The organism is Tropicimonas sp. (genome assembly GCF_047971885.1).
GTDB lineage: Bacteria > Pseudomonadota > Alphaproteobacteria > Rhodobacterales > Rhodobacteraceae > Tropicimonas.
This window is the reverse complement of sequence record NZ_JBKEAE010000012.1, coordinates 1-6,772: the sequence shown is the minus strand read 5'-3', so window position 1 is coordinate 6,772 and position 6,772 is coordinate 1. Positions and strand designations below refer to the sequence as shown.

Genomic DNA, 6,772 nt, shown 5'->3' with positions numbered 1-6,772 from the left:
GCCTGAACGATCAGCAGGTCGGGCAGGCCGGTGGCTTCGGTCGATTCCGGCGTGCGCGAGATCGCGCCGGTGATCAGCCCGACGATGCCCGAACGGTTCGACCGCATCATGCGCGCCGCCTGCGAGGGGACGTATCCGAGCCTGTCCATGGCCTTCATGACGGTCGCCCGGGTCTTCTCGTTGACCGGCGCATCGCCGTTGAGAACCCGCGAGACGGTTTTGGGAGACACGCCCGCCGCTTTTGCCACGTCGTAGATAGTCGTCATCTGCCTCCCCCAATCATGAAATCGCGATATGACACCGATGTCATGACACTGGTGTCATATCGCGAATCGCGGGAGCCTGTCAATCGCCCCGAGGACCTGTCGAGAGCGGCGGGTTGTCAGCGTATCGACGAAAGTGATGGTTCCGCGGCCATGCAGCGATCCCTTGCCGGACCTCGCGGCGGGGTATTCGCCAGCCACCGGGCAACCCGCGCTTCGCGCCCCGGCTTTGTCGGCAGGCCGAACCTCACGAATCTGGCAAATCTTCAGGACCTGATGGCGGATCGTCCGATGGCACCTGACGTGAGCCGGCTCCGCGCCGGCGCGCACGCGCGGCTGCATCGCTTGCGGAAAGTCCCTGTATGAGCTTGTCCAGTTCCGACCACGCAAAGGGCTTTTCAAGACTGCCGTCGAACAGTTCGCCGGTCCCGTCGGGAACGCCGTAATCCATGTTGCCGCTGATGAGGATGACCGTGCTGTCGTGCTCGCCCGCCCTGACCATCCGGGCGATCTCGGTTCCGGTTCCGTCGCCCAGGCCAAGATCGGTAACCACGATATCGAAGGCACCGGCCTTCCGCAGTTCGCGCGCCGCCCCTGCGACCGATGCGGCGATTGTCACGCGATAGCCCCGCCCTTCCAGATAGCTGCGCGCGATCTCGCCCAGGCGCGGTTCGTCATCGACCAGCAGCAGCGTCCTGCCCGGCTCCCGCGCGACGTTCCGGGATGTCCGCCCCCCCGCATCCCGCACCCGGGAACCGGCAGCGGCGCGCGGCAGGGCGATCATGAAACAGGCGCCATGTCCGGGTTCGCTGCGGAACGAGAGCTTGCCGCCGAATTCCTCGGCAACGTTATAGGCCAGCGTCAGTCCAAGCCCTGTTCCCTTGTCCGCCGATTTCGTGGTGAAGAACGGATCCATGATGCTCTGGCGCAGATGTTCGGGGATCCCCGGACCGTCATCCTCGACAGCAAAGATCACGAAATCGCGGCTGTCGGTGGCGCCTGCGGGCAGATCGTCCTCCGCTGCCGCGTTGCGCAGTGTCAGCCCGATATGCCCCCTTTCACCGATCGCGTCGCGGGCATTGATTGCCAGGTTGAGCAGGGCGTTGGTCAGCCGCGGACGATCGACGCTGACATGGGCATCGCGGGCTTCGATCCGGCAGGTCACCCCGATCTCGCCGCCGATCTTGCCCTTCAGGATCACCTGCAGATCGTGCAGAATCCCGGTGGCGCTCTCGATACTTACCTCGGCCCTGGTCTTGCGCGAGAAGGTCAGCAACGTGCGGACAACCGATCTGCCCTGATCGACGGCGGCCAGCGCCATGGTCAGGTTCCGCTCGGTCTGGGGTGCCGGACTGCCGGTCAGTTCCAGTTCGATGGTCCCGGCCAGAATTGCCAGAATATTGTTCATGTCATGGGCGACGCCACTGGTAAGGACACCCAGCGATTCGAGCTTCTGCTTCTGGAACATGTCCTGTGCGAAAGCGCGTGCCTGCGTTTCGTCCGATATCATCAGCGCCTGCCCGCCATCGCCGAGGTCGATACCGATCAGTTCCAGAATCCGGCCGTTTTTCAGTTCGACATCGATGTCGAACAGGTTGTGCCCGTGCCCGTCGGGCGCCGTCCGGCGCGTGGCCCTGCGCGTGACCCGTCGAACCTCCGGCAAAGCCTCCAGCCGGTCGGCCAGCGCCCGCAGGCCGAAGTCGAATTTCCCGGTCGCGATGTCACCCAGAAAACCCAGAAACGGTTCGTTGCGGTTGTACCATGTCAGGTGGCCCGCCGGCGAAATATGAAGCGCCGTCTTGTTGGTCAGGAACAGTATCTGTTCGATGATACCGATGTATTGTTCGTTCAGGGTGATCTGTTCCTCGAGCCGCCCGACTGTCCGGGCAAGATCGCGCCGTTGCGCCAGCAGATCCCGGATGATCGAGTGGATGAAGAGGCCGCTGTCATGGATTTCGCTGAACCGGAAGCTCTCGGGGGGGGGCAAGGGGACCAGTTCCTCCCGGCTGCTGCGCCCGATCCAGCCCGAAAGCGTTCGCAGCCCCGAGACCAGCGGCAGGGCGGCAGCCCAGTAGATGGACGCCCACACCAGCACGATGACCAGGGCTGCCTGAAGCAGGATCGCCAGAAGGCTGGTCTGGATCAGGCTGCCCGTCGTCTCGCCGAGCATGACATCGACGGAAAGCTCTCCCCTGCGTCCGGAAGAAACCTCGATCGCGCGTGTCATCTCGTGCGTCGATTCCCCCCAGATCGCCTGTAACAGGTCGATGACCCAGGAAGTTGGCGGCGGCGGCCGCTGCGACAGCGCCATCTCGTCGCCGAAATCGTCGCGCAGGCTGGCGTAGAAAATTCCCGGCGAGTTCAGCAGGCCATCGGTGACGTTCTGCGCCTGTGTCCGGTCGAGATATTCTATGGCCAGCTTGGCAGGGCCGTTCACGCCGACCAGAACGGCATCGATCGTCTGCAGTTCCCACCGGTACAGCGCCCTTGCGGCAACGAACACCGTGATGACAAGCACGATGACGGTCAGGCCCGCAACCAGTGCCGATGTCAGGCGAAAGATGCGGTTGACGCTGGGAATGGGCGGATGGCGCCCACTGTCGGGCGGGGGGCGGGCCGCGCCGGTCATTTGCGGGATACCTTTCCCGCGGCGTTCATCGCAGCGACGCGGCGAAGCGACCGGGCAACAGGAGCCGGTGGCGGATGCCGCGACCCGGAGCGGCCGGAATGGGTGATTCCCACATCGCCGGAAATCTGGCGGTCAGGTTGCCGGGGGCATCTGCCGGTCACCATACCACTCCCTCCAGATCCTGTCGAACGACCCGTCCTCGCGCGATTCCCGATAGGCGGATCGCAGATCGTCACGCAATCCCAAATCGACATGTCTGCTGGCCGTCAGGTAGTTGGTCGCCGGTTCGAACAGCGCTGCCGGAACGCCCGTCAGTTCGGCGGGATCGAAAGTCAGATCTGCCGCCTTCATCTGCTGAAGCGCCCTGTAGCTGTACCAGTCGGTTATCGCGCCAAAGACCCGTCCGGTCGCGACGCGGTTCCCCAATGCCTCGACATGCCCCATGCTCTGCAATGACCCGGACGACACCGTTCCGATGAAATGCGCCGCAAAGTCCGGATCGGACTCGAACCGCCTGTCGAATTCGGGGTCGATGGCGGAGGCCGAGACGCGTTCGAACATCCGGTCTCCGACAGTGAAATCGTCCAGCGTCTCGAAGGGGGTATCGGCATTTTCCTTGCGGACGACGATATAGATGTCGGCCATGGCATAGGGGCCGATGAAATCCATGTATTCCGCCCGCTCGGCCCGCCAGGTCACGTTCGCCAGCAAGTGGATATCGCCGGTCTCGATCATTTTCAGCGCGCGCGACCAGACGAGATATTCCTCCATGGGCAGCAGCGTCACGCCGACCCTGTCGCAAAGCATGCGCGACGCCTCGATTTCGAAACCGGTCCACTTCCCGTTCCCGAGCGCGACGCAGCGGGGTGGGGCATCCAGCGTGCGCTGGATCAGGACGGTCTGCCCCGGAGAGGCACGCGCCAGAAACGGCGCCGCCAATGCACAGGTTGTTGCCGTGGACAGAAAATCCCTGCGTTTCATCACACCCTCCGATATCCACCGGGTAGCGTGCCATTGGACGACAAGACGATCTGGTCCCACCCGCCGGTCGACGATTCGTGCGATGGAGGGTGACCGCGATCGCGCAGGCGCCCGAATACGAGCGGAAGCGAGCCCGGGTGAACTTCATCATGGTCCATTCGGCAGGTTTTTCGGCACTTCTGTCAAGGGAATCGACTGCGCCGGCAAATGATGCCTCCGGTCCTTGAATATCCCGCCCGGGATCCGAGATCTGAAGGAATTGCTGGAAAAAGGATGCCGGCCATGACATTCAACTTCGAACGCCGTGCGGTGTTGCAGGGCACGGCGGCGGCCTTGGCGGGCGCTTTCGCCGGGCGCGGCGCGGAGGCGCAGAGCCGCCCAAGCGACGTTCTGGCAACAGCCGCCGGCCTTGAGCAGTTGCACGCACTGATCGTCCGGCAGGACGGGCAGACGCGCATTGCCGAAGCCTTTCGCGGCTGGTCACTGGAGCAGCCGGCGAATGTCAAATCGGTGTCCAAGACCATCGTCGCGCTGCTGACCGGAATCGCCATCGACAAGGGCATTCTTACCGGTCCCGACCAGCGCATCCTGCCGCTTCTCGGGCATCCGGCGACCGGCGATCAGCGGGACGCGCTCACGATTGGCAACCTGCTGAGCATGCAGGCGGGGCTGGAAAGCACCTCGGGGCCGAATTACGGCGCCTGGGTTTCGAGCGGCGATTGGGTCGAATATGTGCTGTCACGCCCGGCAGACAGCCCGCCCGGCGGGCGGTTCATCTATTCCACCGGCGGCTGGCATGTCCTTGGCGCGGCGCTGGCGCGGTCATCGGGGGAGAGCCTGCACGCGCTCGCCCAAGGGTGGCTCGGCGATCCGCTCGACATCCGGATCCCGCCATGGATCACGGACCCGCAGGGGCGGTTCCTCGGCGGCAACGACATGGCGATCAGCCCGCTGGATCTCGCACGGATCGGGGACATGGTCCTGAACCGCGGCCAGATCGATGGCCGGCGGGTGGTGGGCGAGGGCTGGCTCGATACGTCCTTCCGGCCGCGCACGCGCTCGCCCTTTTCCGGCGACGCCTATGGCTACGGCTGGTTCCTGACCCGGTTCGGCGGCACACAGGCGGTGTATGCACGAGGCTATGGCGGGCAGATGCTCGTCGTCGTGCCGGACCGGCGCCTGACGATCACCATCCTGTCGGACCTCAACCGCCCGGCACGAGGCGACGGATATTTCGGGGACCTGCGCAACCTCGCAGGCGATATCGTTTCAACCTACTGATATAGAGTCATATTCTACTGATCCGCTTGCAAAGGTCGCCAGACAGGAAGCAAACGATTATCCCGTTGAAGGCGTGCACCGATGTTGGCAAACCTCCGGGATGACGGGCTGAAACCGTTTGTACCCAACCGGGAATCGCTTGACCCGCTCCGGCCTCTCTCATAAGAGAGCCCATCCGCCGAGCCCCGGATGCGTCCGGGGCTTTGGCTTTGTTCGCGAGAACATCATCCTGGGGACCTCGCAAAGGGCCCTTTACCCGGCCGAAAGGCCCATACATAGCGGGGCGCCAAGCCCTGCAAAGCTGACGGAAGACAGAAAGCATGGCACTCAAGTCGTACAAGCCGACGACGCCGGGCCAGCGCGGGCTGGTGCTGATCGACCGTTCGGAGCTGTGGAAAGGACGCCCCGTCAAATCCCTCACCGAGGGTCTGACAAAAAAGGGCGGCCGGAACAACACCGGACGCATTACCGCACGGCGCCGTGGTGGCGGGGCGAAACGCCTCTACCGCATCGTCGATTTCAAACGCAACAAGTTCGACGTGGCGGCAACCGTCGAGCGGATCGAATACGATCCGAACCGGACCGCCTTTATCGCGCTGATCAAATACGAGGACGGCACGCAGGCCTATATTCTGGCGCCGCAACGTCTGGCGGTGGGCGATCAGGTCATTGCCGGCGCCAGGGTCGACGTGAAGCCCGGCAACGCGATGCCGTTTTCGGGCATGCCGATCGGCACGATCGTCCACAATATCGAGATGAAGCCCGGCAAGGGCGGCCAGATCGCTCGCGCTGCGGGCACCTATGCCCAGTTCGTCGGCCGCGATGGCGGCTACGCCCAGATTCGCCTCAGCTCGGGCGAGCTGCGCATGGTGCGTCAGGAATGCATGGCGACCATCGGCGCGGTGTCGAACCCCGACAACTCGAACCAGAACTTCGGCAAGGCCGGCCGCACCCGCCATCAGGGCAAGCGCCCGTCGGTGCGCGGCGTCGTCATGAACCCGATCGATCACCCCCATGGTGGCGGTGAAGGCCGGACCTCGGGCGGTCGTCACCCGGTGACCCCGTGGGGCAAGCCGACCAAGGGCGCCCGTACGCGGGACACCAACAAGGACTCGCAGAAGTACATTCTGCGTTCGCGCCACGCCAAGAAGAAGGGTCGCTAACACATGGCACGTTCCGTCTGGAAAGGCCCCTTCGTCGACAGCTACGTGTTGAAGAAGGCGGAAAAATCCCGCGAATCCGGCCGCAACGAGGTCATCAAGATCTGGTCGCGCCGCTCCACCATCCTGCCGCAATTCGTCGGCCTCACCTTCGGTGTCTACAACGGCAAGAAACATATCCCCGTTTCCGTCTCCGAGGACATGATCGGCCAGAAATTCGGTGAATACGCGCCGACCCGGACCTATTACGGTCACGCGGCGGACAAGAAAGCCAAGAGGAAGTAATCCACCATGGGCAAGGATAAGAATCCCCGCCGCGTGGCGGACAACGAAGCGATGGCCAAGGTCCGCATGCTGCGCACCTCGCCGCAGAAGCTGAACCTCGTTGCGGCGATGATCCGCGGCAAGAAGGTCGAGAAGGCCCTGACGGACCTGACCTTCTCCAAGCGCCGGATCGC

At 63.9% G+C, this 6,772-nt stretch carries 7 protein-coding genes; 4 read left to right on the top strand and 3 right to left on the bottom strand.

Features of this window, described 5'->3' with window-relative positions; genetic code table 11:
* The 3 genes from ACK5IR_RS01280 to ACK5IR_RS01270 form a co-directional block, all read right to left on the bottom strand.
* Positions 1–266 (bottom strand): LacI family DNA-binding transcriptional regulator (locus ACK5IR_RS01280; protein WP_416925112.1); only part of this gene is annotated, 266 nt, incomplete at its 3' end.
* Positions 267–510: 244 nt separating this feature from the next.
* Entirely contained in the window at positions 511–2,892 is a 2,382-nt protein-coding gene (locus ACK5IR_RS01275) for an ATP-binding protein (RefSeq protein ID WP_416925110.1), read from the bottom strand.
* 132 nt (positions 2,893–3,024) lie between these two features.
* The gene (locus ACK5IR_RS01270; RefSeq protein WP_416925108.1) at positions 3,025–3,873 is read right to left on the bottom strand and encodes a substrate-binding periplasmic protein; all 849 of its coding nucleotides are present in this window, start codon (positions 3,871–3,873) and stop codon (positions 3,025–3,027) included.
* A 282-nt stretch (positions 3,874–4,155) separates the two neighbouring features.
* Between ACK5IR_RS01270 and ACK5IR_RS01265 the strand changes: the two genes are divergently transcribed.
* From ACK5IR_RS01265 to ACK5IR_RS01250, 4 genes are all read left to right on the top strand, one after another.
* Entirely contained in the window at positions 4,156–5,154 is a 999-nt protein-coding gene (locus ACK5IR_RS01265; protein WP_416925106.1) for a serine hydrolase domain-containing protein, read from the top strand.
* 320 nt (positions 5,155–5,474) lie between these two features.
* Positions 5,475–6,317 (top strand): 50S ribosomal protein L2, encoded by an 843-nt coding sequence (gene rplB / locus ACK5IR_RS01260; RefSeq protein ID WP_416925104.1) that lies wholly within the window; start codon positions 5,475–5,477, stop codon positions 6,315–6,317.
* A gap of 3 nt (positions 6,318–6,320) precedes the next feature.
* Entirely contained in the window at positions 6,321–6,599 is a 279-nt protein-coding gene (gene rpsS, locus ACK5IR_RS01255; protein ID WP_416925102.1) for a 30S ribosomal protein S19, read from the top strand.
* Between the two features lie 6 nt (positions 6,600–6,605).
* On the top strand, positions 6,606–6,772 hold a 167-nt coding region (locus ACK5IR_RS01250), incomplete at its 3' end, for a large ribosomal subunit protein uL22 (RefSeq protein WP_416925114.1).